Annotated in this window: 10 protein-coding genes; all 10 read left to right on the forward strand. The window is 67.5% G+C overall.

From position 1 onward, the window contains the following. Window positions 1-161: 161 nt before the first annotated feature. The 10 genes from ABZV42_RS10495 (at window position 162) to ABZV42_RS10540 (ending at window position 24950) form a co-directional block, all read left to right on the forward strand. Entirely contained in the window at window positions 162-1883 is a 1722-nt protein-coding gene (locus ABZV42_RS10495; protein ID WP_356051586.1) for an N-6 DNA methylase, read from the forward strand. Between the two features lie 59 nt (window positions 1884-1942). Continuing rightward, complete coding sequence (locus ABZV42_RS10500) at window positions 1943-3046, forward strand: protein kinase (RefSeq protein ID WP_356051588.1); 1104 nt, start codon at window positions 1943-1945, stop codon at window positions 3044-3046. Window positions 3047-3139: 93 nt separating this feature from the next. Next, window positions 3140-6121: a DEAD/DEAH box helicase gene (locus ABZV42_RS10505; RefSeq protein WP_356051590.1), complete on the forward strand. Its 2982-nt coding sequence runs from the start codon at window positions 3140-3142 to the stop codon at window positions 6119-6121. A gap of 4 nt (window positions 6122-6125) precedes the next feature. Next, a complete protein-coding gene (locus ABZV42_RS10510; RefSeq protein WP_356051592.1) occupies window positions 6126-11054 on the forward strand; it encodes a type II restriction endonuclease subunit M in 4929 nt (1642 codons plus the stop codon). A gap of 9 nt (window positions 11055-11063) precedes the next feature. Then, window positions 11064-17795 (forward strand): DEAD/DEAH box helicase, encoded by a 6732-nt coding sequence (locus tag ABZV42_RS10515; RefSeq protein ID WP_356051594.1) that lies wholly within the window; start codon window positions 11064-11066, stop codon window positions 17793-17795. Continuing rightward, complete coding sequence (locus ABZV42_RS10520; protein WP_356051596.1) at window positions 17795-19936, forward strand: UvrD-helicase domain-containing protein; 2142 nt, start codon at window positions 17795-17797, stop codon at window positions 19934-19936. The genes ABZV42_RS10515 and ABZV42_RS10520 overlap by 1 nt, the downstream gene beginning before the upstream one ends. Before the next feature lie 94 nt (window positions 19937-20030). Next, window positions 20031-21407 (forward strand): AAA family ATPase, encoded by a 1377-nt coding sequence (locus ABZV42_RS10525; protein WP_356051598.1) that lies wholly within the window; start codon window positions 20031-20033, stop codon window positions 21405-21407. Between the two features lie 44 nt (window positions 21408-21451). Continuing rightward, window positions 21452-22150, forward strand: coding sequence for an HNH endonuclease (locus tag ABZV42_RS10530; protein WP_356051600.1), 699 nt, complete (start codon window positions 21452-21454; stop codon window positions 22148-22150). A 463-nt stretch (window positions 22151-22613) separates the two neighbouring features. After that, on the forward strand, window positions 22614-23366 hold the full coding sequence (locus ABZV42_RS10535; RefSeq protein ID WP_356051602.1) for a hypothetical protein: 753 nt from the start codon (window positions 22614-22616) through the stop codon (window positions 23364-23366). A gap of 789 nt (window positions 23367-24155) precedes the next feature. Beyond that, a complete protein-coding gene (locus tag ABZV42_RS10540) occupies window positions 24156-24950 on the forward strand; it encodes an endonuclease domain-containing protein (protein WP_356051604.1) in 795 nt (264 codons plus the stop codon). Window positions 24951-25643 lie beyond the last annotated feature (693 nt).

Consider the following 25643-nt stretch of genomic DNA (forward strand, 5'->3'; position numbering starts at 1 on the left):
GCGTCCCAGGGATTGCGGAGCGGGCCGCTGGCGCACCTCATAGCGATTCGTGCGCGTGACCGCACCGTGTGCCGAGACGATCTTCTTCGACCCCCCGCACTGTTAGCGTTGTCAACACACACCCCTTGCCCCTCCTCCCCTCCTGTGTGTACGGTTTCGACATGGCCGCCGACGAATCCGCCCCCGCGGCGGTCGTCACGGCTGCCGAGATCGCCCGTCTCGCCGGGGTGACCCGTGCCGCCGTCTCCAACTGGCGTCGCCGTCATCCGGACTTCCCGCATCCCACCGCCGGCACGGCGACCAGCCCCCTCTTCGCGCTCGCGGAGGTCCAGCACTGGCTGGACCGGCAGGGCAAGGGCCGCGAGACCTCGGATGAGGTCGACCTGTGGCACGAACTGCGCGCTCAGTACGGCGACGACCTGCTCACCGCACTCGGCGCGGTCGGCGCGCAATTGCTCGAGACCGTCGCCGAACAGCCGCTGGCCGAGCCCGCCGCGGCTGCCGTCACCGCGTTGTCCGCAGAGCGTGGCGCACGGGCCCTCTACGCCGACCTGGTCGAGCGCTGCATCACCTCCACCAGCCGCAGCGGCGGTGAGCCGATGACGACCCTCGCACTGGAACGGATCGTCGCGGCGTTCGCCGAGTCGGTCGGCAAAGCAGACGAGGTAGCGAACGGCACCGTCAGCACGGTGTACGACCCGGCGTGCGGCATCGGGACGCTGCTGCTCACTGCCGTCCCGGGCGCCCACCGATACGGCCAGGAGCTCAATCCGGCGACCGCCGCCATTGCGGAGTTCCGTGCCCGACTCGACGGCAGGGCCATCACCGTGGCCTGTGGAGACTCTCTACGCAAAGACGCCTTTCCGGACCTCCGTGCCGATCTGGTCGTCTGCGAGCCCCCGGTGGCCGTGGCGGACTGGGGGCGCGACGAGTTGTTGCTCGACCCCCGCTGGGAACTGGGCGTGCCCCCGCGCTCGGAAAGCGAACTCGCCTGGGTCCAGCACTGTTACGCCCACACCGCCCCCGGCGGCCGGTCGCTGCTTGTACTACCCGCGTCCGTCGCCTACCGCAAGGCCGGTCGCCGTATCCGGGCCGAAGTCGTCCGCCGGGGGCTGCTGACCTCTGTGGTTGCGCTGCCGCCCGGTCTGATGTCCAGCCACTCGCTGCCCGTACACCTGTGGATCTTGCAGCGACCGGTCCCAGGCGCCCCCGGCCCGACGCACGTCCGCATGATCGACCTCAGCACTGCCGACACGGACGGCATCGGCACGAAGGACGGCGCACCGACGTCGGAACAGATCACCGACATCCCGTCCATCGACCTGCTGGACGACGATGTGGACCTGAGCCCCAGCCGCTACGTCACCCCGCATCACAGCGACTACCCAGTCGAGTACGCCGCCCTGCGCGACCGCATCCAGAGCCTTGCTCGGGACCTGCTCGAGCTGCTCCCCGTGCTCCCCGCTGGCCCCGGCCTGATCGAGGCCGCACCGATGGGACTCGGCGATCTCGTGCGGGGCGGTCTGGTCGACCTCGACGGCACCGTGCCGACCTCCCGTACCAACCAGCTCGACACCGACTGCCTGCGCGGTTTCCTGCGCAGCGCCGCCAACACCCGCCGCAGCACCACCGCCAGCGGCACCTTCCGGCTGAGCGCCTCGGGTGCGCAGCTTCCGCAGATGGACATCGGGCTCCAGCGGGAGTACGGCGAGGCCTTCCGGCGCCTGGCCGCCTTCGAGGAGCTGCTGCGCGAAGCCGGCGCCATCGGCGTCCGGGCGAGCGCGCTCGCGTACGACGGGCTCACCAAAGGCGCCCTGCTGCCGCCATCGGCCACCAGTGCCCTTTCGGGGAAGAGCGAGTCCCAGAAGGCGCAGGAACAGTGAGCCGACCCACTGATAACCTCGCTCTCGTCCAGCCAGGTCAGGACATCACGGGGGCAAAGGTGCTGCAGCCGCTCAGAGCGGGCGACCCGACGACGGTCGGGAACTTCCGACTGGTCGGCCGACTGGGGCAGGGCGCGATGGGTGTCGTGTACCTGGGTTACCGTTCGACCCGCCCGGTCGCAGTCAAGGTCGTCAGACCACAGCTCGCGGTGGACGAGTACTTCCGCAAGCGCTTCGCCCTGGAGCTGGAGGCGATCCGCCGTGTCGGCGGTTTCCACACCGCCGCTCTGGTTGACGCCGACCCTCAGGCCGCAACCCCGTGGATCGCGACTCAGTACATCAACGCACCCTCGCTACTGGAGCTGCTGGAGCAGCACGGCCCGGTCAGCGAGCTGGGTGCGTGGTGGCTGGCAGCGGGCCTCGCGGACGCCCTGATGCACGTCCACTCGGTGCGTTTACTGCACCGGGACCTCAAGCCGGGCAACGTCCTGGTCGCGGCGGACGGCGTCCGGGTCATAGATTTCGGCATTTCCCACGTCAGCGGGGGCACCGGGCTGACCACGGCCAGCGCGGCGCTCGGCACGCTCTCGTACATGGCACCGGAACAAGCGGCGGACTCCCGCAGGGCCAGCGAGGCGGCGGACGTCTACAGTCTCGGCGCGACGCTGGTGCACGCGGCGACCGGCCACGTCCCCTTCTACGCACAGATACCGGCGCAGCGGACACTGGATACCCAGCCCGATCTGTCCGGCCTCCCGCCCGCGCTGCTCGACCTGGTCACCCACACCCTGGCCTTCGACGCCGAGGACCGGCCGACAGCACAGAGCGTGCTGGAGGAGGCGATGGGACGGCTGCTCGACTTCGGCGTACCGACGGAGGCGCAGGCGTACCCGCCGCTGCCGGAGGCGTTCCTCGCGGAAGTCCTGGAGCGGCAGGCCACACCGGTCGAGGCGCCGGATCCCCTGCCGGATCCGGATGCTGTGGTGGACGCCGAGCCGAACGACGGTCCGAACATGGCTCCCGAGCCGGTGCCTGAGGCCGCGCCCTTCCCGCGACCCGCGACTCCGCTCGATCCCGGGCCCCGGCCCGACGTCACGCCGGACCGCTGGGCCGCGCGATGGCGCAGCCGTACCGAGGACCGTCGCAGCGACTACGGCGGCTGAGCCTCCCCGGGTTCTCCCACAAAACCGCAAACCCACAGCGCTCGAACAGCACAGCAGTAGAGCAGCAGAGCAGCAATCGAAGGAGACCCGCCGATGGCCACCGTCGCGGACAGCGCGTCAGGCAACGTCCCGGGCGATACGCCCGACGGCGCGAAGTTCGCCGCCGGGATGCAGGTCCGCGCCCGGGACGAGGACTGGCTGGTGGTGGAGGTCGACGAGACCACCAAGGACGGCACCCGCCTCGACGTACGGGGCATCTCGCCCCTGGTCCGCGATCAGCGCGCGGTCTTCTTCGCTCACGAGAACCTCGACCGGGTGACCCCGCTGCGCCCCGAGGACACCGAGCTCGTCCCTGACGACTCCCCCGAGTGCCGCCGCTCGCGCCTGTTCATCGACGCGCTGCTCCGCAAGACGCCGTTGCCCCTCTCCGAGCAGCGTCTCGCCACCGTCGGTACCCATCTCGTCGACGACCTCGCCTACCAGCGCGAGCCCGCCAAGGCCGCCCTGCGTGCCCTGCGCCCCCGACTGCTGATCGCGGACGCGGTCGGCCTCGGCAAGACCCTCGAGGTCGGACTGCTGCTGTCCGAACTGATCAGGCGCGGACGCGGCGAGCGCATCCTCGTCGTGACGCCGAAGCACATCCTGGAGCAGTTCCAGCACGAGCTGTGGACGCGCTTCGCGATCCCGGTGGTGCGGCTGGACTCCGCCGGTATCGAACGGATCAAGAACGACATCCCCGCCGGCCGCAACCCCTTCTCCTACTACAAGCGGGCGATCATCTCGATCGACACCCTGCGGTCCGACCGCTGGCGCAGCCACCTCATGCAGGTCACCTGGGACGCCGTCGTCATCGACGAGTCGCACAAACTCATCAACACGGGGACGAAGAACAACCGCCTCGCCCAGCTCCTCGCACCGAAGACCGACGCCCTGATCCTGGCCAGCGCCACCCCGCACAACGGCCAGCGGGAGTCCTTCGGCGAACTGCTGAGCCTGCTCGACCCGACGGCCATCCCCGACACCAGTGACTACGACGAGACGCAGCTCCAGCACCTCTACATCCGGCGCCACAAGATGTCCTCCGACGTCTCGGCCGAGATCGGCCACATGTGGGCCACCCGCAAGCCGCCGGTAGCCCTCGACTGCACGGCGACGCCGGCCGAGCAGCGCGTCTTCGATGAGCTGTACGACGTCTGGATCGACCCGAAGGACGGCCGCACCGCCCCTGTCTCCGGGAAGGGTGCCCGGCTGTTCCCGTACACCCTGCTGAAGTCCTTCCTCTCCTCCCACTCCGCCCTGGTCGAAACGGTCGACAACCGGATCAACACCATCGACGGGAGCTCCGACCCGCAGGAACGTCAGGCCGAACGCGACGCGCTGGTCAGCCTCGGCACCATCGCCGAGGCCATCGACATCGAGGAGGCCGCCAAGTTCCGGCGGCTCGTGAAGGTCCTCAAGGACGAGATCAAGGTCGGCCCCGGGTCCGACGCCCGCGTCGTCATCTTCTCCGAGCGCCGTGCCACGCTGCAGATACTGCAGGACACCCTGCCCTCGGCCCTCGGTTTCGCCCCGAGCCGGGGCAAAACCAGCGGCGCAGTCCGCCAGCTCCACGGCGGTCTCTCGGACGATGAACAGCAGCGCACTGTCAAGGACTTCAGCCTGGCCGGCAGTGACCTGCGGATCCTGCTCACCGGTGACATCGCCGCCGAGGGCGTCAACCTGCACCGTCAGTGCCACCAGATGATCCACTACGACCTGCCCTGGTCCCTGATCACCATCGAGCAGCGCAACGGCCGTATCGACCGCTACGGCCAGCAGCACTCCCCCGAGATCCGCGCGCTGCTGCTGCTCACCGACGACGAGGACCCGGAGCGCCCGTCGGCCGACCGGGCGGTGTCCGAGCGACTGCTGAGGCGTGAGGACGAGGTCCACCGCACCCTCGGCGAGGCGGCCTCCATCCTCGGGCTGCGTGACGAGGACGCCGAGACGACCGCGATCATGGAGCGCCTCCTGGCGAAGGAGGAACCGTTCGACTCGGTCGTGCCGGCGGTCCCGCTGGACCCCTTCGAAGCGTTCATGGCCGACCACACCCCGGAGGGCGACTCCCCGGGCTACCAGGTGCCGCAGCTGTTCGCGTCCACCCGTGCGTTTGTCGAGGAGGCCCTGGAGGAGGTCTACGACAACCCGGAACAGCGCATCGGCAAGCACTGGGACGAGGACCACCCCAAGATGATGGTCTTCACCCCGGACCGCGAACTCCAGCGACGCCTGCTGGTCCTTCCCAAGTCGTATCTCGACGAGCGGCGGGTTCTGGAACAGCTCCGGGTCACCTTCGACAAGGAGTTCGGCCAGGACAGACTGGACCGGGCCCGTGAGCGCAGTGGCAACCGTGCGAAGGGCGCGATCACCAAGCAGGAGCGTACCGAGACCTCCGGCTGGCCCGATGTCAGTTACCTGACGGACCAGCACCCGGTGGTGGAGTGGCTCACCGACAAGGTCCTCGTCAAGCTCACCCGCAACACCGCCCCGATCATCACGGCGAACGTGACCGAACCGGTGTTCCTCACCCAGGGCATGTACTCCAACGCCAAGGGCCACCCGACCGTGCTGGCCTGGACCTGCGTGACGGGCCTGGCGAGCGGCACACCCGTCTTCGACGACGACTTGGTGGGTGTACTCGATCGGGCCGGGGTCAAGCCGAAAATGCTCAACCGGCCTTTCACCGGTGACTCGGCGGCCTTGCAGGCGCTGGTCCCGGCGGCGGTACGGGCGAGCCGCGAGCACATCGCCGTGCTGCGCAACGAGCAGGAATCCCCTCTGGTGGAGCAACTCGCCGAGTACGAGCAACGGTTGGGAGCCTGGCGGAAGGCCAGCCTGTCGACGTTCGAGCAGCTCAGCTTCAGCGGCATCCGGCGGAAGCACGAGGAAACGCGCGTGCAGAAGACGGCGGTGGAGGTCGAGCACCTCATCGAGCAGTTGGCCACGCAAGGTGAGGCGATGGTGCGGGTGATCGGGGTCCTCGCTCCGCCCGCGGCCGTCGGCGGCAACGAAATTCAGCAGCAGAGGGGCGTGTGACACCGTGGCATTCGAAGCGATCACCAACCGCGGTGAGTACATCTCCGCCCACTACCTCGCCGAGTTGTTCGCCCGCGACCTCACCGAGCTGCGCAAACGCTGGACCTCCGCCGACCGGGCGGGCGCTCCGTCGTCCCGGTCGGGTGTGAAGGGCCTTGGACGCAAGTACTTCAAGGCCAAGGTCCGCATCACCGAGAACAAGGCTTTTGACGGTCCTGAGGTACGGCAGCTCAACGACCATCTGCTGGCAGCCCTGGCGTACGTCAAGCCGGAGGGCGAAGGCCAGGACGCCGAGGCCACGCCGGAGCCCGAGGGCTCCACGCACGCCCGACTGCGCCGGGGCGACTTCGGCGTGATGCAGGGCGACAAGGAACGGTCGGTGCCGGTTGCGCTCGCCGTCACGGGCCCGGGCGGCCTGGAACTCGTCGCCCTGGACGTCACCTGGGAAGTGGACGGCGAACTCGTCGTCGCGGACGTCGAAGACGGCGGCGCGCAACTCCTCGACCCGATCCAGCTCGACGGCAAGCAGCTCATCACCGGTGCGGCCGACGCCGTCACCTTCCTCTTCGGCTGCGAGGACGGCTACGCCCCGCGCTACGTCCTGCTGCTCGCGGGTGGCGTGGTACTTCTCGCCGACCGCACGGCCTGGCACGAGGGCCGGTTCCTCGCGGTGAGCGTCGACGAGGCTCTGGATCGCAACCTCAGCGCGGACGGCGAGGAACTGGAAGCGGTGGCCGCGCTGTTCGGCGCGGAGTCGCTGCTGACGGCGGGTGGTGTCGCCGGATACCTGGACGGCTTGGTCGACAAGGGCCGCAAGCATGCGGTGGGCGTCTCGAAGGAGCTGCGGGAGGGGCTGCGGCAGTCCGTCGAACTCATCGCCCAGGAGATCCTGGACCGGCTCAAGGAGGGCGGCGCCGATCCGGCGGAGCTGGGCGACCCGGCTGACCTGGCGAGCCGGCTCACTCGGGAGTCGCTGCGGTACCTGTACCGGATTCTGTTCCTGCTGTACGCGGAGGCCCGGCCGGAACTTGGCATCCTGCCGAGCAAGGACGACGCCTATCAGGACGGCTACGGTCTCGCCCGACTCGGTGAACTGGTCTCCTATGACCTTCCAGAGGAGGCTCAGGAGGGCACCCACTTCGCCGATTCTCTCGATTTGTTGTTCCGGCTGGTCGACCAAGGACACCGCCCCCTGGGCAAGGACGAGGCTCCGTCCGAAGACAGCGTGACCGTCCTCGACGCGGACGGCCTGCGCTTCGAAGCGCTGCGCAGTGACCTGTTCCGGGCCAATGCGACTCCGCTGATCGGCTCAGTCTCGGTCGAGGGCGAACGGATCGAAACGAAGCTGCGGAACCGAGTGCTCTGGCGGGTGCTCAACCTGCTCATGCTCACCCAAGGGCGCGGCAGCGGACGTGGCAAGGCCGGTGGCGGCACGGGCAAGGGCTTCATCTCGTACGCGCAGCTGGGCATCAACCAACTGGGCGCGGTGTACGAGGGCCTGATGTCGTACACCGGTTTCTTCGCCTGGGATGACCTGTACGAGGTTGCCAAGCCGGATTCGGACGGGCTGAGCGGCACCTGGGTCGTGCCGATGAAGGACGCCGATAACTACGACGAGGACGTCTTCGTCAAGCGGACGGACGAGCTGACGGGCATAAAGAAGCGGGTCCTGCACAAGAAAGGCACCTTCGTTTACCGCCTGTCGGGGCGGGAGCGGCAGCGGTCGGCGTCCTACTACACGCCGGAGGTACTGACTCGAAGTACGGTCAAGCACGCGCTGGCCGAGTTGCTGGATCAGGACGGCGTGACGACGCCAGCCCGGGCGATCCTTGACCTGACGGTGTGTGAGCCCGCTCTCGGATCGGGCGCGTTCCTCAACGAGGCCATCAACCAGCTGGCGGCGGAATACCTGAAGCGCCGGATGGCGGAGCTCGGTGGCGAACAGCTGCCGCCGGACCGGTACGAGGCGGAACTCCAGAAGGTCAAGGCCTACCTTGCCCTGCACAACTCCTACGGCGTCGACCTCAACCAGACTGCAGTGGAGCTGGCAGAGGTTTCACTCTGGCTCAACTCGATGCACGAAGGCCTCAAGGCCCCCTGGTTCGGCCTGCACCTGCGTCGCGGCAATTCGCTGATCGGGGCGCGGCGGGCGGTGTATTCGGTGGAGGCGCTGAAGCGGAAGGCATGGCTGACGACGGTCCCGACGAACCGGCCGCTGCGGGCAGGAGCCGAGGAAGGCCAGTTCCAGACGGGCAAGGAGATCCACCACTTCCTGCTGCCTGCCAAGGGGTGGGGCGCGGTCGCCGACGCTAAACAGGCGAAGGAACTGGCGAAGGAGGAGCGCGACGCTCTGGCCAAGTGGCGGACGGCTGTCACGGCCACGCCGTCGGTGGCGCACGGCAGGCGAATGCTGGCGCTGGCGACACGGGTTGAGCGGCTATGGGAGCTGACCCGGCGTCGCTTGATCGTGAGCGAGCTTGAGGTCCGGCGCCAGATCGACGTGTGGCAGGTGGACCCCGAACAGCCACTGCCGAAGGCGTCGGGAAATGTGACGCGCGAGAAGATCGAAAGCGCGCTGAACGAGCCTGGTTCACCGCGTGGCCGGCTGAAGCTGGTCATGGATGCCTGGTGCACCTTGTGGTTCTGGCCGGTGGGTCAGCTCGACACCCCCGCGCCGCCCAGCATGGAGGACTGGTTGGCCTTCTGTGAAGCGGTACTTGGGGTTCCAGCTGCCAAGGCGAAGGCAAGGCAGTCCAGCCGTATTGGTGGTGGCGCAGCAGGGCTGGATGACGAACTTGGGCTGTTCGCCGATACTGGCGTGTTTGAACAACTGGCTACGGACGACGAATTCGACCGAGTGATGAGCCAGTGCGCGGACCTGCCATCGGTGATGGTGCGGTTCCCGTGGCTTAGCGAGGTGGACACCGTATCCCGACGACAGGGGTTCTTCCACTGGGAGCTGGAGCTTGCACATGTCTTCGAACAGGGAGGGTTTGATCTACAAGTAGGAAACCCGCCCTGGGTGCGATTGGATTGGGAAGACCACATCGCCTTGGCTGAACATGACGCGTGGCTTGGCCTGAATGAGAAGGCTCCGGAAAAGGTTAGAGTTCCGAGACGCTCCAAAACGCTCGCCACGCCTACAGCCCGGCGCGGCTATCTCGCCGATTTGAATGAATGGTCCGGTTCCACCGAACTCCTAAAGTCCCCCGTCGACCATCAAATTCTCGAAGGAATTCGAACAAATCTATACATGAATTTCATGGAGCGATCTTGGCGAAACATGGGGAAAGGCGGAACGATTGGCCTAATTCATCCAGAGTCGCACCTCAACGACCCCAAGGCCGGACCCCTCCGCGCAAACACGTACAAGCGCCTGCGGCGTCATTTTCAATTCACCAACGAACTGAAGCTATTCTCCGAGATCGACCACACAGAAGTGTTCGGAATCCACATCTATGGAGAATCGAGGGCTCCATTCTTCCTGAGCATGTGTTCACTTTTCCATCCGGATATGATTGATCTATCCATGAAACACGATGGATCTGGCGACGCTCCTGGCGTTCAATTCGAGTCCGGGGGATGGGACTGCAGACCCCACCAGAAAAGGATTGTAGAGGTGACCGACTCAATCCTCGCAGGATGGGCCGCGCTTATTGACGAACCTGGGACGCCGTCGCGATGGGCGCGATTCCTTAGGACAGTCACACAGGATGAGAGTCTCACGCTTCAAACATTGGCAAAGTTTCCAGTAAGGACTTCATCCGTCAAGTTTTGGTCCACATCTGCGCTAAACGAGAGAACTGCGAAGGAGCGCGGTCTGATCCATTGGGAGACCAGCACTCCGTCTCGTTGGGACGACGTCGTCCTCCAGGGACCTCACTTCACCGTTGCGACTCCATTCGCCAAACAGCCGAACGAGGTCGTCAATGGTAATAGCGATTACACGCCGTATGATCTGGAAAATCTTCCAGACTCGATAATCCCGCGAACCAATTATATTCGCGCCTGCTCGGAGAGTGAATTTCTTGAGGCTCAACAGACCTGGGCGGACAAGTGCTCTGTGGATTATTTCCGGGTGGCGTGGCGTCGCATGGCGAAGCTCAAGAACGAACGCTACCTACAAGCGGCAATAATTCCCCCCGGCCCTACACACATCGATGCGGTTCACACGCTATCCCTGGCGACGGACAGGCAAACCGCCATCATTGGTGGACTCTGGTCGAGTATTCCTATCGAATACGTCGGGCGCACTTCAGCTAAGGAAGACATTCGAGTTGGATTGATTGAACAATTCCCGCTCCCATTGAAACATCCTTTGTCGACATCCCTCTTGCTGCGTACCCTGCGCCTCAATTGCCTTACTCGCGAATACTCGTCCTTTTGGAGTGAGCTTTTCGAATCCTCCTGGCTGAGTGACCGATGGACCGACTTGACGTCTTCCCGTCCGCCGATCCAGTCAATCGCGCCAACCTGGTCTATCGCTACACCGCTTCGCACCGAGTACGACCGCCGCATGGCCCTAGTCGAGATCGACGCACTCGTCGCCGTCATGCTCGGCCTCACCGCCGAGCAACTCTGCGCGATGTACCGCTCCCAGTTCGCCGTACTGCGCAAGTACGAGTGGGAGATGTTCTTCGCGCCCGACGGACACAAGATCGGCGCGGCGACGCACAACGTAGGCATCCGACAAACCCCCGAAGAGAGCACCTTCGTCAAGGCTTGGGTCAAGGCCGCCCGCGCAGGCGACCCCACCCCCGCCATCCCCGAAGGCTGGGTCAAGCCGAACCGCGAGGCCGAAATGTCCCGTGCCCACGCCGACTTCACCGCCCGCCTCCACGCCGGCGAATACGGCGACTACGCCGCCTACCTCGCCGAGCACCCCCTGACCACACCTGAATCCACGCCCACCCCCGCCCCGGAAAGCAGGTAGCACCCAGCCATGCTTCCCTCCTTGGCCGCCGAGGATCTGCGTCGTGCCCTCGCCGCGTACCTCACGACGAGTTTCGCGCTCGCCGACGACGACGTTCGCGAGGAGCTTGAGGCATTCCTGGAGCGGCCGGAGAGCAGGCTCTTCCGGGGCCCGTACCTCCGCGTACGTACGCCCTTCCGGCAAGCGCCCCGCGGCTGGGAGAAGGCCCTTGACTGGTTCCCCACCGAATTCCCGCCGTACACCCACCAGGCCAACGCCTGGCAGCGACTGTCCAGCAAGGCGGGCCACGCCCCCGAGCCGACGATCGTCACGACCGGCACAGGCTCCGGCAAGACCGAGTCGTTCCTCATCCCGATCCTGGATCACTGCGCCCGCGCCCGCGCCGCTGGAGTGAAGGGCGTCAAGGCACTGCTCCTCTACCCGATGAACGCCCTGGCCGACGACCAGGCCCGTCGTATCGACGACCTTCTCTCCAAGAACGGCGCCCTGTCCGCCGTCACCGCCGGCATCTACATCGGCGGCGCGTCCGGCAACCGTCCCCCGGACGACGAGGACGAGAACGCCCCCGGTTCCTACGCCCGTGAGTCCGGCGCGAGCACGATCACCCCAACCCAACTGTCCCCGAACAGTCGCCTGATCACCGACCGTGAGGCCATCCGCGCCAACCCGCCGGACCTGCTGCTCACCAACTACAAGATGCTGGACCTGCTCCTCCAGCGCATCCCGGACGTCCCCCTCTGGCAGGACGGCGGGCTGACGTACGTCGTCCTGGACGAGTTCCACACCTACGACGGTGCTCAGGGCACCGACGTGGCGATGCTGTTGCGTCGCCTGGGCGCGGCCACCGGCAAGGCCGAGCCCGGCCGCCCCCTCGGCACGATCACCCCCGTCGCCACTTCCGCCACCCTCGGGGGCGGGACCGGTGCAGCCGGTGGAAACGCCACGACCGGCGGCAACCTCTCCACCGACGCCGCCTCCATCCCCGACGGCCCGCAGAGGTCCGACCGCGAACTCCTCCTCGAATTCGCCGAGAAGGTCTTCGGCACGCCCTTCCCGGACGCCGCCCTGATCGGTGAGGACCGTCAGACACCCGGCGAGTTCGTCGCCGAGCCCGACTTCCTGCTCCCTGTTCCCTCCCCGAACGCCCTCGCCGCCGTCCCCGATCCCCTGAACGACCCGTCGGCCCTCCACCGGCTCGCCGAGCTCGTCGTCGGCATGGACTTCGCCGACCCCGTCCAACTCGGCAAGAAGCTCCGCCAGCACAACCTCATCCGCGCTCTCCTCGACGTCGCGGGCGACACCCCCGTCACCGTCCCGGAGATCGCCCGCGAGTTCGCGAAGCGCGGCGGTGGCGCCGCCTGGGACGAGGCGGCCCGTACCGACATCAATCTGGTCGCCACCGGCCTCGCCCGGCTTCTCGCGCTGGTCTCAACCGCCCGTGTCCAGGACCCGAACACCGGCCGCATCAGTCCCTTTCTCCGTGTCGAGGCCCAGCTCTGGGTCCGTGAGGTCCGCCGCGTGATCCGCGCCGCGACGCCGACGCCGCACTTCCGCTGGTTCGACGACGACGGCCCTACCGGTGACACCCGTCCCAACCCGGCGAACCTCGCCATCTATCACTCCGCAGAGGTGGACAGCACCGCCGACGCCGAGTCCGACGACGGCACCGGCATCCCCGGCCTCGCTCCGAACAGCCCCGTGCCGTTCATCCGCCCCGTCGGTCCGGCCTATCGTGCCCATCTCCCCGCCGTGTACTGCCGCCACTGCGGACGCTCCGGCTGGGCGGCACTGTCCACGGACCTGGAGTGGCAGCAGCTCAAGACCAAGCCGCTGGACATTTACCGTGCCTCCGCCCAGGGCAACCGTGCCGTCCGCTGGATGATCCGCGCCAGGCCCGGCGAGGACACCCCTGTCTTTCTGCACGCCGAGGAAGCCGAACTGCGTACGGTGCCGAGCGCCCAGACCGTACCCGTCATCACCGTCGCCGGGCCCATCCCCGCCAACGCGGGCGACAAGTGCCCGTCCTGTGACCTGACCGACGGCATGCGCTTCCTGGGTGCGGGCACCGCCACCCTCGCCTCCGTCACCACCACGCAGCTCTTCTCGGACCGCGGTCTGGCCAAGGACGAGCGCAAGCTGCTGGTCTTCACCGACTCCGTCCAGGACGCCACCCACCGGGCCGCGTTCATCGCCAACCGCAGTTTCGGCTTCACGTTCCGCGGGCTGCTCGCCGAGCAACTCGAACCGGGCGTGCCGGTCGCCGTGCACGACCTGGCCACCGACGCCGCCCAAGCCGTCGTGACGGCCGCCGAAAAGGGCTCCGAGGAGGGCGAGATGAGCAAACTTGCCTCGATCGTGCCTCCTGACCTGCGCGACAACCCGGAGATCCGTACGCTCCTCAGCGGTGACGGGTTCAGCGACGCGGGCGCGTACATGCTGCAGGACCGTATGGTCTTCCAGACGCTGATGGAGTTCGGTCTGCGCTCCCGCCTGGGCCGCACCCTCGAACTGACCCGGACCGCGGCCGCCGAGGTGTACCTCCCCGACGCGGCCGCCGTGGCAGCCCTGCTGCGGGAAGCCCATCAGCGTCTCCCGGGGCAGATCACCCTCCCCACCGACGACGCCGACTACGTCATCTTCCTTCGCGGGCTGCTGGAGCGGATGCGGCTGCGCGGTGCGCTGTTCCACCCCTGGCTGAAGGAGTACATCGCCCAGGCCGGCGCCCGGCGCTGGCCGATCTGGGGTGGCCGCCCCACCGGCATGCCCGCCTTCCCGCGCGGACTGGCCGCACCGACCTTCCCGGTCCTCGGACGCGTCGGTCCGACCGACTTCGACTCGCTCAACCGCGACAACACCTGGTTCGCCGACTGGGGCCACCGGACCCTCGGCTGCGACCGACGCGAGGCCCGCGCCCTCGCCGAGCAGGCCATGAAGCTGCTCGCGCAGCGCGAAGTACTGGCAACCTATCCGGCCGACGGCGGCTCGACCGTCTTCGCCCTCAAGCCGCGCACCATCCTGGTGCACAGCCTCGCCGACGATCCGTCGGCTCCTGAAGATGGCAGCGGTGCTGACACGGCCGACGCAACCAGTGTCAACGACCACGGCGTCCGTTGCGGCAGCTGCACCTGGCGGCACACCGTCCCGCCCGGCCGACGCGAGGACTGGCTCGACACGCCCTGCCTGCGCTTCCAGTGCAAAGGCCGCTTCACCACCGACGACCGCGACTACAGCGACGACTACTACCGCCGCCTCTACACGGTCGACCACCCCGGTGACGTGCTCACCGCCGAGCACACGGGCGCGCTCAGCCGGGCCCGTCGCGAGGAGGTCGAGCAGGCCTTCAAGAACCGCCCCTCGCCGTTCGACCCCAATGTCCTGACCTGCACGCCCACCCTCGAACTCGGTATCGACATCGGCGATCTGTCCGCCGTGCTGCTCGCCTCCCTGCCGCCCGCGCCCGCCAACTACGCGCAGCGCATCGGCCGCGCCGGCCGCAGCACCGGCAACTCGCTCACCGTGACGTTCGTACCGCGCGGCGCCCGCAACCAGTACTACCTGCACGCGCCCGAGGAGATGCTCGCGGGCCGGATCATCCCGCCGGACTGCTACCTGGACGCCTCCGAGATCCTGCGCCGCCAGTACCTGGCGTTCCTGCTGGACCGGGCCGCCGACCGCAGTCTGTGGCAGTGGACGATGATGCCCGAGGAGCCGATGCCGCACCGCATCGGCGCGCTCTTCACCAAGGGGCTGGCCGAGGACGGCTGGTTCCGCCGCTTCCTCGACGTCGCCCAGACCCGGCACTCCGACCTCTCGGACTCCTTCATCCGGCTCTTCCCCGGGATGTCGCCCGAAGCCGATCAAGGCCTGCGCCAGTTCGCGCAGTTGGAGCTGGAGCAGACCGTCGGCCAGGCCGCCACCGCCTGGCGCAAACGCCTGGAGGCACTGCGCTCTCGGTCCCGGCAGATCGGCCGGGCCTTCGACGCCCTGTCCACGGCTTCCGGCGACCGCGAACGCGACGAACAGCGCCGCCAGCTCTATGCGGAGCGCAGGTCGGTCAGCAGGCGCAGGGATGCCCTGGTCGGTGAGAACTCGATCAACGCCATGGTCCGCCTGGGCCTGCTACCCAACTACACCCTCCACGACGACGCCACACTGCTCGACGCGACGCTGTGGTGGAAGGACGCCGACGGTGAGTTCCAGGACCAGCTGACCGAGTACGGGCGCGGCTCGCGCATGGCCCTGCTGGAACTCGCGCCCGGCAACACTTTCCACACCGACGGCTACAAGTACATCGTCAACGGGCTGGATCTCGGAGCCGGCGAGGGCGACACCGCCTATGCCAAGTGGCGACTGTGCCCGGAGTGCGGCTACGTCGCCACCGCCGAGGCCGGGCTGGACCTGACCGCCTGCCCGCGCTGCGAGGCCGTCCAGATCGCCGACCCCGGCGCACTCCACACCGTGCTCGTGCCCGAACGGGTCACCGCCCGTGAGCGGCGCGAGGACGCGCGGCTCACCGACGAGCGCGACGAGCGCGAGCGGCGCCGGTTCAACGACGTCACGCTGGTGGACATCGACCCGGACCAGCCGCAGGGGCTGCGTGCCTGGAAACGGATCGGGGAACTGCCGTTCGGTGTGGAGTTCGCGCGGGTGGCGACCATCCGCACGCTCAACCTGGGCCCGGCCTCCGCCGCGGGCCCCGAGCACCAGATCGCCGGTGACGACCACCAGGTCCCCGGCTTCGAGACCTGTCTGGAGTGCGGGGCCGTACGCGGCGTGCACCCGCAGGCTTGGGACCGGGCCGCCGAGCGGATCGGTACCCGGCACGCGTACTGGTGCAGCCACAAGGACGACGGGATCACCGCCGAGACGGCTTCGATGCAGCGGCTTGTACTGGCGCACGAGCTGACCACTCAGGCGCTGCGGATCCTGCTGCCCGTCTCCACGATGGAGCTGCAGACCCGGCTCGTGTCGTTCAAGGCTGCTCTGCTGTTGGGCATAACCAAGCACTTCGGCGGCGCTCCCGACCATCTGCGGGTCGTGCCCGCGACCATGCCGGGCGGAACCCGGGACCTGCGCCGCCGCTTCCTGGTGCTGCACGACTCCATGCCGGGCGGCACCGGTTATCTGGAGCACCTCGCCGACGCCACCGTGCTGCACCGGGTACTGACCCTCGCCCAGACCGCCCTGCGGGACTGCCCCTGCGGCAAGGAGAACCTGCGCACCCCGTGCCATCGCTGCCTGCTGCCGCACGTCAGTAGCAGCGAGCATCCCTTCGCCTCACTGCGCGTGGCCAGGGAGCTCCTGGACGAGATCCTCACGGGCTGGGACACCGAGCGTGTCGACACCCTGTCGGGAGTGCGCATCGACCAGCTCGCCGAGAGCGAACTGGAGAAGCAGTTCGTCCGTACCCTCGTGGAGTGGGGCAGCCGTCGTCCGGAGTCCGGCTCGGTGACGCCCCGTGCCGGGGAACGTGGCATGGAGTACGAGCTGCGCTTCACCCGCCCGGACGGCCGCAGCACCCGCTGGCTCTTCCAGGACCATGTGCGGCAGCTGACGTCCGCGCCCAGTGAGCCGGACTATCTGCTGACCCGGATCGACGGACCGTCGACACGTATCGCGATCTTCCTCGACGGTTACGCCTTCCACGCCAGTACCGGTATCAACCGGATCGCCGACGACGCCACCAAGCGGGAAGCGCTTCGGGCCGAGGGCATGCAGGTGTGGCAGTTCACGCACCCGGACGTCATGGCCTGGAAGGCGGCGGTGGAGGGGACCGCGGGCGACCGCCCGGTGCGTACCCCTGCCGAACCGCTGCTCGGTGAGGGCGCGTTGCGTGCGGCCCGGCAGATCCATCAGATGCTGACGGGCGGCCCGCGCCCCGACGACACGCTGGATCCGGTGCTGCGCAACCCGATCGAGACGCTGCTCGCGGTGCTCACCGATCCCGACGCGGAGCAGTGGTCCCGTAGGGCGGCAGCGTTGGTCGGCGGTTTTGCCGGGGGCGGCGCGGCACGGGTGCCGGTCGACCGGCGTTCGGTGGGTGAGCGGCTGCCGGACGTACTGGCGGGCGGCACCCTGCCGGTGCCCGCCGGCCCGGCCGCCGCCGACGCCATCGCGATGGACGTCCGTACCCTGGGCGGGCTGCGCGTCATCGGGCTGCTCGACCGGCGGCCCGAGCCCGCGACCGGGCAGCCCGGGATGTCGGCCTGGTCGGCCTTCACCGTGCTGGACGACCGCGACGAGGCGGTCGCCGAACCGGGCCATCGGGCGCGGTGGGCCGACTGGTTGCGGTGGTCGAACCTGCTGCAGCTGCTGACGGGTGACCGGGGTTCGGCACTGCCGTCTTCGTTCCACCAGATCGCGATGTCCACGGCCGGGCAGCTCGACCCGCACACGGTCGCCCTCCTCGCGGGTGCGCTGCCCACCACCACGGGCCTGCCCGAGCAGCTGCCGGGGCCCTGGGCGGAGGCGGTCGAATGGGCTTCCTCGCAGGCCGAGGAACTGCTGTTCGCCCTGTGTCGGGAGGCCCGCACTCGTCACTTCGGCGCCCCGGAGGTCGGCTTCGAGCTCGACGACCGGGTTGCCCAGCAGGCGGAACTCGCCTGGCCGGACGCCAAGGTGGCGGTGTTCCTCGATACGGACGAGCACCGTGACGCCGCTTTCGAGGCGGCCGGCTGGCACGTCGTACATGCCGAGACAGTTGATGTGGCCGAGTTGGCCGAGCGTTTGGAGAATGTGTGATGTCCAAAGCCCAGGTCGTCATGGCGGACGTCTTCGGCAAGTACTACGACAAGCTCGACGGGTCGGTCCAGGCTCAAGTGCTGCAGTTCATCATGAAGATGCAGCGCGACCCGGACGCCAACGGGCTGAACCTCAAGCCGCCGAAGGGCGCCGAGGACAAACGGGTGCGCACGGCCAGGATCAACGACAACTTCCGTGCGGTACTGATGCATTACGCCGACCGGATCTATTACCTGGTCGCGGTGCTGCCGCACGACGACGCCTACACGCTCGCGTCCCACATCATCTTCGACATCAACAAGGTCACCGGCGGCGTCGAGCTGATCAATCTCGCGAGCCTTCACGGCACCTTGAGCGGCCAGCCCGCCAAGACGCCTGCCGCCGAGGAGCCGTCCGTCTTCGCCCACGTCTCGGACGCCGACTTCGACCTGCTCGGCGTGCACCCGTCGGTCGTACCGGCATTGCGTGAGATCCGCAGCATCGACGCGATACTCGGCTTCGTGGAGCACCTGCCCAAGCTCGCCAGGGACGTGATCCTCTGCCTCGCCGACGGCATGACCGTCGAGGACGTGTGGACCCACGTCAGCTCGGTCGCCGCCACCAGCGACACCATCGACCCCGACGACTACGAGGCCGCCAACGAGCGCCCCGCGACCAAGGAGTCCTTCGTCGTCACCGGCGACGTCGCCGAGTTCGGCCGGATCATGTCCGAGCCGCTGTCGGCCTGGCGGATCTTCCTGCACCCGGCCCAGCGCGCCCTGGCCGAGCGCAAGATCCCCAACAAGGGCTCGGTACGAGTCACCGGCGGCCCCGGCACCGGCAAGACCGTCGTCGCGCTGCACCGGGTCAAGGCGTTGGCCGACCGGCTGCCACCCGGCCAGGCGATCCTGCTCACCACCTACACCACCACCCTCGCCGAGCTGCTGCGCTCGCTGCTGGAGGACCTCGGCGGCGCACAGCTCACCGCGAAGGTGGACGTTCGCAACATCGACAAGGTCGCCTACGGCATCGCCAAGGAGATCTTCGGCGCGGAGACTCCCAAGTCTCTCGGAGACGACGAGATCCGTCAGCGCTGGGACGACCTGGCCGAAGAACAGCAGCCCCACCGCTGGGACGCACGTTTCCTGGAGGCCGAGTGGAAGCAGGTCGTTCTCGCCCAGGACATACGCAGCCGTGACGACTACCTGGCCGCAAGCCGGGCCGGACGCGGCCGACGCCTCAACCGCCCGGAACGGGCACTGGTGTGGAGCCTGATCGAGTCCTTCGAACATCGCTTGGACGCGGCGGGTGAGGTCGGCGTCACCCAACTCGCCGCACAGGCAGCCCGGATCGCCTCCGGCTGGAACGACGAGACCCGACCGTACCGGCACATCGTCGTGGACGAGGCCCAGGACCTGCACGCCGCGCACTGGAAGCTGCTGCGGGCGCTGGTCCCGGTCGGCGAGGACGACCTGTTCATCGTCGGCGACGCCCACCAGCGGATCTACGACAACCGGACCACGCTGAGCGCCCACGGCATCAACGTGCGAGGCGGACGCTCCAAGCGGCTGACCCTGAACTACCGCACGACCCGCCAGATTCTCGGAACGTCGCTGAGCCTGCTCGGCGACGCAAGCTTCGACGACCTCGACGACGCGACCGAGGACCTGGGCGGCTACCGGTCGGTTCTCGGCGGGGCGAAGCCCGAGATGATCGACTATCCCTCCACTGCCGCCGAACTCGCCGGCCTGACCGCACGGATCAAGGAGTGGCTGGGCGAGGGCCTGAAGGAGGACGAAATCGTCGTCACCGCCCGGACCAACAAGCTCGTGGACACGGCGGTGGCGGCCTTGAACGATGCGGGGATCAAGGCCGTCAAGGTGAGGCCGCGACAGACTCCGGCGATCGGTTCCGGGGTGCACGTGATGACGATGCACCGGATCAAGGGCTTGGAATACCGGGCAGTCGCGATCATCGGAGTGGGTGCGGACCATGTGCCACAACCCGGTGCCGTCATCCCGGTCTCCGAGGACCGTACCCAACACGACCGTGACCTGCAGCGTGAGCGCTCGCTGCTCTTCGTCGCGGCCACCAGGGCCCGCGAACAGCTCGCCCTCACCTGGGCGGGACCGCGCAGCCCCTTCCTGGAGGGAAGCCACTGACCTGCGGTGACTTGGCACAACGCCGCGTTAGAGTCACCACGGAGTCTGCAGTTGTCCGACTCTCACCTCAGAACGGGATCCCGGCGGACGAGACATGTACCTGAAGAACCTTCGCCTACGGAACATCAGGTCGTTCCACGGTGCGCGCAACGTCGACCTGGACCTGACCAGGCCCGACGGCTCATACGCTGGTTGGACGGTACTGGCGGGCCGCAACGGCTCGGGCAAGACGACGCTGCTGCGCGCGATCGCGCTGGCGATCAGCGGTCCGGCGGTGGCCCGCAGCCTCGTCCCCGGGTTCGACACCTGGGTGTCCCGGGACGAGACGGTGGCGAAGGCCGAAGTGTGCCTGGTCCATGACCCGGAACAGGACCAGTTCACCACGGGCCGACGTCCGGTCCGGCCGATCTGGGCAGGGCTGCGCTGGACCGCAGCGGACCAGACGTCGCTCTCCGGCAAGCCGGGTTCCAGCAGGGCCGGACAGCCGGCGCTGAACGCCGTCGGCTACCAGAAGGAACACCCCGTCGCCCAGCGCGGCCCATGGGCCGACAATCCGGTGGGATGGTTCTGCGCGGGGTACGGACCTTTCCGCAGGCTCGCCGGAGGCTCGAGCGACATCCAGCGGCTGATGTCCGGCTCAGGCACGGTCGCCCGGCTGACGAGTCTCTTCCACGAGGACGCATCGCTGGCGGAAGGCGTGAGTTGGCTCATCGAGCAGCACCTACGCGCGTTCGAGGACCGGGACGGTGCCCGGGACATGAAAGCGGCCGCCCTGGCCATCCTGGGTGACGACCTGCTGCCCGACGACTACCAGATCGACAACGTCGACTCCGAGGGTCTGTGGGTCGTCAACCGCAGCCACCGGTTTCCGCTGCGGGAGATGAGCGACGGCTACCGCACGGTGGCGGCCCTGGTCGTGGACATCCTCAAGCAGATCCACGACGCCTACGGTGAACTCGCCCTGGACACGACGGACGGCACACCGAACGTTCCGAACTCCGGGGTCGTCATCATCGACGAGATCGACGCCCATCTGCACGTTTCCTGGCAGAAGCGCATCGGCGGCTGGCTGAAGGCGCACTTCCCGAACATTCAGTTCATCGTCACCACGCACAGCCCGTACATCTGCCAGGCAGCGGACCCAGGTGGCCTGATCCGGCTGCCGGGCCCGGACGAGGAAAACCCCGTGGAGGTTGTACCCCAGTACCTCTACGACCGCGTCATCTTCGGCAGCGGTGACGACGCCGTGCTCTCGGACCTGTTCGGGCTCGACACTCCCTACTCGGACCAGGCCGAACAGAAGCGGGAGGAGCTCCTGGCCCTGGAGCTGGACGTGGTGCGAGGCCGGGCCAGCGAGGAGAAAAAGGTCCAATACCGCGATCTGAAGCGCCAGTTGGCCAGTTCCCCGGCTACTCGCGTCGACGAAATCGCAGCCCGGCTTCACTCCCGTCACCCCAGGCGCGATTCATGATCCGGGTAAAGAGGGTGCCACTCCCACAGGCAACGCTGACTTCAATGGTCGGCTACACCGGTGACATCGGGCAGGCGGCTGTTCCCAAGGAGCGAGCCAAGGAGTTATGGAGGCACACCACTGTCCGGAAACATATACGCCCTGTGCTGAAAGACAGCCTGGCGGAGATGGCACCAGGGCTGGAGCGATGCATGTACTGCGGGGACAACCAGGGCACCGACATCGACCACTTCGAGCCCGTCCGCATGAATCCGTTACGCACCTTCGACTGGCACAACCACCTTCTGGCGTGTTCCCTGTGCAACAGCCACCTCAAACGCGACCTCTTCCCCCTCGCCGACGACGGCACACCCCTGCTCATCGACCCCAGCAGTGAGGATCCCGCTCCGCATCTGCACCTCTCGCTCGCTGCCGGCGCATATATCGACCTCACAGACAGGGGCGACGCGACAATCAAGGTCTTCGGCCTCAACCGGAAAATCCTTGTCCGCGGGCGTCTCAACGCTTACCGAATCACCCCGCTTCTGCTGGACCAGTGGCGCACTGCCTTCGAAAAGAACGACCTGAAGGAGGCGGACGCCTGTGCGGCAACCATCTGGGAACAGCCCACCGCCGACGTCGTCCACGCCATGTTCCACCAGGCTCTGACCCCAGGAGCCGAGGACATTTTCGAGGACGAGCCCGAAACCCTCACTCTGCTGCGCGACCAGGTGATCCGCACCGGGCTGCTGGGCACCTGCTGAGTCAGCCCAGCACAAGCACCTTCTCGCACGGCGGCCACTGAACCCGACCGCCCTCGGCCACTCTCCCGCTCGGGGCGAGACGACCTCTCGCCTCCCGGAGCCGCGATTATGTGCATCCACAACCTTCTGTGACTGGTCGAGAGTTGTCACTGGAGTCCTACGGCGACCTGTGGTTCGTCGTCCGTTTGAGCACGGTGGCTGTCGCCGCCTGAGCGTCGAAGTTGTCAGCTGCCCTGAGTTTGCGAGCTGTCTGCCACCAGTGACGGCCGACTGGAGCCGCCGCGAAGTGCCGTGCACCGGAGAAGTAGACCTTCATCGCTCCGGGCGCTCAGCCAAGTAGATTTCAGGGCGGCATCTCCATCAACTAGCCTGCAGGCTCGCACACTTGGTGAACTGTGCGGGCCCTGGTACCGAGCGGGAGTATTACATGGCGCTTCATCCCCTCCAGGGTCCGTTGGACCGCATGATCGACTACCTGAGTGACGCTCAGCGCATCCATGATGTGATCCAAGAGCGCCTCCGGCAGACGACCGCGGACCGCCGCGCGCAGGGGAAGCCTGGTGGCGGGCAGCCTGGCAAACAGCACTCCTCGCTCAACCGTGCTGTCGTGGTGGCCGCTGTCGGGGCGCTCGAAGCGTTCAATGAAGATCTCGCGTTGACCGCTCAGCCACTCGATCCGCAGGCCACTCCGCCAGCCCCCTGGTACCAGATCGATGGCAAGAAGGGGATGGTGCAGACCCCGAGTCCCTACAACCTGCGCAAGCTCTACTGGACCTTCTTCCGATACGACCCGACATCCGACTGGGACTGGGCCGTGGAGGTCGCCCCAGCCGAGCTCGGAAAGGGCAGCAACTGGCGCGTCGGAGCCACGACGTACCGGGGACCCGACGCCTCCTCGTTCCTGGATGCCATGGTCAAGGTTCGCCACGGCTTCGCTCACCAGGACAAGGCTCAGAAGCCCCCCGCCTATGCGGGGATCGTGACGCTGACTCCGACCGGCAGGATCTCCATCCATTCACACCACGCCACGAACGCCCTCAGCGTGCTACTCCAATTCGCTGTCCTCACGACAACCGGCCTGGCAGACCGGTTGTCGGTCGCGAGACAGTTTAGGTGGTCCACCCAGATGACCGCCGCGAACTGGGAGGGGCTGCTGAGGAATACGCCGGCGGGAACCATGGTGTCGAAGAGCTGGAAGAACGCGCCCCAGCTTTAGACCCACCGACTACCTCTGCGGAGGAGTCCTGAAGCAGAGCGACCATGACAGCCGACGCACCCGCTCGCCACAGTTCGCATTCTTGACGTTCTGGTGGTGAGGCTGCGGGCACGGGAGGTGCTGACGAGCCAGATGCTCAGAACTAAGGAATTGCGGGGCAGGGTATGCGGCGTGGGTGGCGGCCCGGCTGACCGAGGCACTTGGCAACCCGTTGCCGCGTTGCAGGCCGTTAGCCTGCCGGTATGTCAGAGCGTGTCATACCCGGTCGCACGGACGACCTGATCACCCTAGGCACCGCGGACGCCCTGTGGGTCGATTTGACGGCCGACAGTGCTGTGCCGACGGCTTCTGGGGCATTCACCTGCTCTCCTGCCCATGCCCGGGTGGGGTACGTCCTGCTCGGCGGCCATGTGATGGCGACGGTGAAGGCGAGCGGCGGTCAGTGGAGTGTTATGGAGGTCGAAGTGCGCCGGGCGGCCACGGAACTGAACGCGGTGGGAATGGATCGGCAGGACCTGGTCCGCATCGGTCCGTTTCGTGGGGCGCCAAGGCAGGAGTGCGACAAGGAAACGCTGCTGCGTTGGCGCCGACGCATCATGGGGGAACTGCAGGAACTGGGCGGCCCCGAGCGGGCAGCACGGCGCGAAGTCGGCCGACCGCACCATCTGGCGGGGATCGACTGGCGACAGATGCTCGTGGAGCAGACCCGAGACCGGGCTCAGCGGACGTGGTGGCTGCCGCGCGCTGGTCAGGCTGCTCGACGCGGCCGAGCACACCGAGACACAGTGGGTGCAAGCCGCGCGGACCCGCCAGGCAAGCACAGCCGTCACCGAGCCGCCCTCCCGCCCTCGGCAGACCCGAGCCTCCGACGGTCGGCAGACGACCAGCCCCGAAGACCCCACCGCCTCACCGCGCCCGTACGGCAGGGAGCTGGAAGGCCAGCTGTACTCGGTGCTCAGCAGGAAGCCCAGTATCTCACGCAGGGTGGCCGGGTGGGCGTGCGCCGTCTGCCGCACTGCACCTGCCGCCGTCCTCGACCACTGCCACGAACACGGCTACGTCCGCGCCCCCGTCTGCCAGTCCTGCAACACACAGGAACGCCCCGACCACCTGTACAGCAAAGACATCCGCGTGGCGAACCGCTACACACGCCTCTTCGCCACCAACAGCGACGACTGGCTCCGCCACTGGCACCGCTGCCCCGGCTGCCGCGCACGCACCACCCTGCCCCTGCCCCACCTCGCCGCATGGACCGCCCACACGGCCTGTCGATCGCTGCGCCCGACCCACCGCGCTTCTGGCGGGCGCAAGCCCTGCGGTGTCCTGCGTGTGTCCTGGACAGGCAGTCAGAACGCACCCCGATCCTGCGTGCTCACTGTCGCCGTCGACTTCTGCCCCTCCGGCGAGCACCGTGTCCTGGCGCGAGTCCCCTACCGCGAAGCCGCCGAGCGGTTTCGTGCCTGGTTGGCCGAGACGGCTCCTGCCGTGGCTGCTGCGGCCGGTCCTGACCGCTTGGACGGCCTCCCCGCCCAGCTCCGGCCAGTCATCGCGGATACCAGCGGCGAGGGCCTAGCACTGTTCTGAGAGCACCGAGAGCTCAACGTCACCTCGCAGCTGCTTACACTCGAACACGGTCACCCCCCACGCCCAGCGAAATCCGCAGCAGAGTTGCGGGGTGCCGTGATCATCAGGATCGCGGGCTCGGCAGCAGCGAGCTGGACGTAGACACAGGGCCGTGTAGAGCTAGAGACAACTTTCATGGTCAGTCACACCTTCGGGCCGTCGAAAGCTCTTGCGGAACTCGAAACCGTGTCGACTCAACCCAGGTCCGAAACCTCGACAACGGATCTCCCGGTCGAGATCAGCTGGCTGACCTGTTCGACGAAAGCGCATCGCGCCCCGTGACGAAACACGGGAACGCGCTCGGGGTGCTCGCCGGGAGCACGCTGTATGACCGGGACTGGGCTACCGCGACCGCCCAGTTCAGGCTGCTTCCCCCGAGTCGGGACCACCCTGTTACTGATGCGCATGCCGGAGCCTGCAAGCCGACCAAGCTCCCCGGCTCGATCTCCTCGATAAAGCTCTCGCAGGCACAGGGCAAGACTGGCCGGTTAAGCGGCCACATGTCAGGATCGGCACGTGCCTAAGTTCCTGAACGCCGCTGACAGCCGAGGGCGCTCTATGAAGTTCCCCCCGCGAACTGGACAGCGGGTGTTTACGCTGCCGGGACGAGGTTCTGCCTGAGCAAGGATCTCGTTTCGAGCGGGGTGACGTACC

The organism is Streptomyces sp. NPDC005281, from assembly GCF_040607495.1.
Lineage (GTDB): Bacteria > Actinomycetota > Actinomycetes > Streptomycetales > Streptomycetaceae > Streptomyces.

What these genes read in the sequence shown, in the direction of transcription:
- ABZV42_RS10495 (WP_356051586.1), top strand. Translation starts at nt 162, where the DNA reads ATGGCCGCCGACGAATCCGCCCCCGCGGCGGTCGTCACGGCTGCCGAG.
- ABZV42_RS10505 (WP_356051590.1), top strand. Translation starts at nt 3,140, where the DNA reads ATGGCCACCGTCGCGGACAGCGCGTCAGGCAACGTCCCGGGCGATACG.
- ABZV42_RS10515 (WP_356051594.1), top strand. Translation starts at nt 11,064, where the DNA reads ATGCTTCCCTCCTTGGCCGCCGAGGATCTGCGTCGTGCCCTCGCCGCG.
- ABZV42_RS10520 (WP_356051596.1), top strand. Translation starts at nt 17,795, where the DNA reads ATGTCCAAAGCCCAGGTCGTCATGGCGGACGTCTTCGGCAAGTACTAC.
- ABZV42_RS10525 (WP_356051598.1), top strand. Translation starts at nt 20,031, where the DNA reads ATGTACCTGAAGAACCTTCGCCTACGGAACATCAGGTCGTTCCACGGT.
- ABZV42_RS10530 (WP_356051600.1), top strand. Translation starts at nt 21,452, where the DNA reads ATGGTCGGCTACACCGGTGACATCGGGCAGGCGGCTGTTCCCAAGGAG.
- ABZV42_RS10535 (WP_356051602.1), top strand. Translation starts at nt 22,614, where the DNA reads ATGATCGACTACCTGAGTGACGCTCAGCGCATCCATGATGTGATCCAA.